Source organism: Bacillus sp. 05T31 (assembly GCF_056396725.1).
The window spans coordinates 1-3,246 of record NZ_JBFTMA010000512.1 but is presented as its reverse complement, the minus strand read 5'-3'; the positions used below and the strand labels follow the sequence as shown (position 1 = coordinate 3,246).

The following is a 3,246-nucleotide window of genomic DNA, read 5'->3' as shown; positions in this document are numbered from 1 at the left end:
TGTAAATTTAGTCTTGTAAGAAGGAAGGAAGCTTCTTACAAGACTAAATTTACAATCAAACCATGAATTTCTCCAATTTGATTTAACATTTCTAAATGCCCTGTTTTCGTATTAATTAAATTCATAACATCTTCTAACTCAGTTAATCCCATTTCAGCTTGTTTTACAATCGTCATTTTCTGCGAATATCCGTAACGCGGATGACGAGACATAACATCTTTATACTGCAATACATTATCAACGTAAAAATTCAAAAATGATTTTACAGTATTTTTGTATTCCATAACATTATCGAGCGTTAACTCTAATTCGATTTTCTCTTTAATTTCTCCAATGTTATCAACAAGTGCTTCCATTTGTTCTAACAATTTATCTTTTTTCGGATCTGCATGCAAATTATCCGAAAAAGCAAGTCCTGTCCTGACATTTGCTTCTTTCGGCATTTGAGTAGCAGGCGGTATATGCGATAAAATTGGATTATGCGAGATAGAACGCAGCATATATATCACCTATTTATTTTTTTATTTCCTTCCAAACTTAATCGTAAAATCCAGTTATTTATAATTATACTCTGTACAATGATATTTTGCAGTTATTTTTTATAGAAGATATGTTACAATTTAGCATGAGGTGGCACAAATCTATGAATATTTTTCTTTGTGGTTCAAATCAATTAACAGCATTAGATCAGGAAGAAATAAAAAAATTTTTAATTGACTATGCTCACAAACATAAAATTTACATATTATGTTATAAATCTATTGAAAATGAGGTTCTTCGTTTCTTCATTGAAAACGAAAGACTTGCTCAAAATTTATGTCTTTACACACTACAACCGTTACAAGTATTAACAGACGAATTTCAAGAAGTCGTTGATTACTTAAAAAAACACGGAGCCGAGTATATTGCTTTTGATCATCCTTCCGACTCCATTTATCGATCAGATTATATGTTTTTTGTAAAGCAAATTGTCGAAGATACCGATTTAGTTCTCTGTTTTTATAACGGAGATAAACATACGTCTGTCATTCCCGTTGACGTTGCAAAAGAAGCAGGAATTGATGCTGTTATTTATGATTTACCAGGCTTACATGAAAAGCAGATGAAAAAAAGCTTTGAACAAAAAATTCGTATGATGTAAAGGGGGAGGCACAATATCGTTATTGTGCCTATTGTAAATATGATAACTGAACAAGATTATAATCAATTTGTCGTAAGTTTTAAACAGCACTTTAATATGGATATCGCTTCCTATAAGCAAGATAGAATGCGCCGAAGAATCGACGCTTTCATTTCGAGAAAAGGTTTTGAAAATTACACAAATTTTTTAAATAATTTACGCACCGATCAAACGTTATTTTTAAGTTTTATTGACTATATTACAATTAACGTATCAGAGTTTTTCAGAAATAAAGAGCGCTGGCAAACGTTAGAGACGAAAGCTCTACCAAAGCTACTTGAACAAAATAACGGTAAATTAAAAATTTGGAGTGCTGCTTGCGCTGCCGGTGAAGAACCATATACACTTTCTTTAATATTATCGAAGCATCTAGCTCCGTTTCGTTATGACATTCAAGCAACGGATCTTGATTTTCATGTTTTAGAAACTGCAAAACGTGGTCAATATACAGAACGCTCTTTGAAAGAATTACCTAATGATTTAAAACAACGTCATTTCACAAAAGAAGATGATACATATATATTGCATCAAAATATTAAACAGCAAGTTACATTTAAACAACATGATTTATTAATTCAGACATTTGATACGAACTACGATTTAATCATTTGTCGAAATGTAATGATTTACTTTACAGAAGAAGCAAGAATAAAGCTTTATGAAAAGTTTAGTCGTTCTTTACGAAAAGGCGGCGTACTATTCGTTGGTAGCACAGAACAAATTTTAACACCCGAACGCTACAACCTTCAGCGTTTTGATACATTCTTCTACGAAAAAATATAGAAAAAGGTCGTCATAATTGAAATGACGACCTTTTTTTATTATATAATTCGAATCAATATGATACCTATAACCCATATAAAGAGAAATAGAGCTGTAACAGACCATTTATGCTCTTGAATCGTATGTTTCAACGCATGAGATAATTGCGTCATATTCATTTCTGCAAGTGCTCTCCACACGCTCACATCACGTTCTTTAGAAATACGATTTGTACCGCTAATTAAGATTGTTTCATTAGACAATTTTGTCATGTAAGCTGTAATAACTGTTATCATTAAATTCGTATTTTCTTCTGATGGATCTTGTTCCACTCTAGAAATGAGCGCACTTACATCAAGTAATGGAATATGTACTTTTCTTCCAAACGCAAGCTGCACTTCAGCGAAATCATACGTTCCATCTAATAACGGAACTCCCTTTATATGCGCTTGTTTAATAAGCCCATGCAAACTTCTAACAATTTGTTCATATATTTTGTCCGATTGCTTTCCTTCCTCAGACAACATATGTAGCTTTGAAAACAACTGCAACACGGTATCCATTTCTTTAGAAAGCATTTCTTTTACAATCTTTCCATCACCTAAACTCGCAAGTAGAATCCCTATTTCATTATTTTTCGAAATGATTTGAGACTGCCCCGTAAACACAAGGTTACTCCGTTTTCGTTCTTTCTGAATTTCATGTTCTGAAATAGCAGCAGGCTGTTTTAATGGGTGTAGCGTCTTATTTTCAATTGTAGTACGTTTAATTTCCATTTAAGCGCCTCCACTACTATCAAATTATTAGCCCCACTCTTTATTACTCTTTAAAACTAAAAACAGTACAAATAATCCTGACATAATAGCAAACACATTAGAGGCTTGTACTCCCTGTTCACTTTCTTCTTTTTTCTCTTGCTGTTCTTCTATTTTTTCTTTCTTTTTAGAAACGACTTGATCGTCATTTTTACCTTTTTTCTCTTTATGAGCCTTCACATTATTTACTTCCCTATTGTCAGCCCCTGGCTCTTTTATAACGTAATTGCTTTCCTCTTTCTCTTTCAACGGCTCTTTTATAAAATAGTTTACTTTCTCTTCTTGTTTTGGGATTTGAACAACTGGAAGCTTTTCTTCCGGAAGCGGAGTCGCTATTTTCGAATCTTCCTGCTTCTCAGCTTCTTTCTTATCTTCTAGTTTATTTTGATTCTCATGTTCTTCTATCTTTTCATTATCTTCCACTTTTTGTTCGATAATAGAAATGATGTATTCACTCTCTGTCACAAATGTATTCACTCTCTGTCACAA

The 3,246-nt window shown here is 32.7% G+C and carries 4 protein-coding genes and 1 pseudogene; 2 read left to right on the top strand and 3 right to left on the bottom strand.

Going from position 1 to position 3,246, the window contains the following annotated elements; translation table 11 throughout:
- Positions 1 to 35: 35 nt before the first annotated feature.
- Positions 36 to 500: a YaaR family protein gene (locus AC1DJR_RS23220; RefSeq protein ID WP_002086502.1), complete on the bottom strand. Its 465-nt coding sequence runs from the start codon at positions 498 to 500 to the stop codon at positions 36 to 38.
- A 143-nt stretch (positions 501 to 643) separates the two neighbouring features.
- Between AC1DJR_RS23220 and AC1DJR_RS23215 the strand changes: the two genes are divergently transcribed.
- Both AC1DJR_RS23215 and AC1DJR_RS23210 read left to right on the top strand, forming a co-directional pair.
- Positions 644 to 1,141, top strand: a complete 498-nt coding sequence (locus tag AC1DJR_RS23215) for a flagellar motor switch protein FliG (protein ID WP_002030924.1) — start codon at positions 644 to 646, stop codon at positions 1,139 to 1,141.
- A gap of 39 nt (positions 1,142 to 1,180) precedes the next feature.
- Positions 1,181 to 1,963: a CheR family methyltransferase gene (locus tag AC1DJR_RS23210; protein ID WP_477003599.1), complete on the top strand. Its 783-nt coding sequence runs from the start codon at positions 1,181 to 1,183 to the stop codon at positions 1,961 to 1,963.
- A gap of 38 nt (positions 1,964 to 2,001) precedes the next feature.
- On the opposite strand, the gene AC1DJR_RS23205 is transcribed toward AC1DJR_RS23210, so the two are convergent.
- Both AC1DJR_RS23205 and AC1DJR_RS23200 read right to left on the bottom strand, forming a co-directional pair.
- Positions 2,002 to 2,718, bottom strand: coding sequence for a hypothetical protein (locus AC1DJR_RS23205; RefSeq protein WP_429686689.1), 717 nt, complete (start codon positions 2,716 to 2,718; stop codon positions 2,002 to 2,004).
- 27 nt (positions 2,719 to 2,745) lie between these two features.
- Positions 2,746 to 3,231: pseudogene (locus tag AC1DJR_RS23200) on the bottom strand (transglycosylase); the annotation flags it as partial.
- Positions 3,232 to 3,246 lie beyond the last annotated feature (15 nt).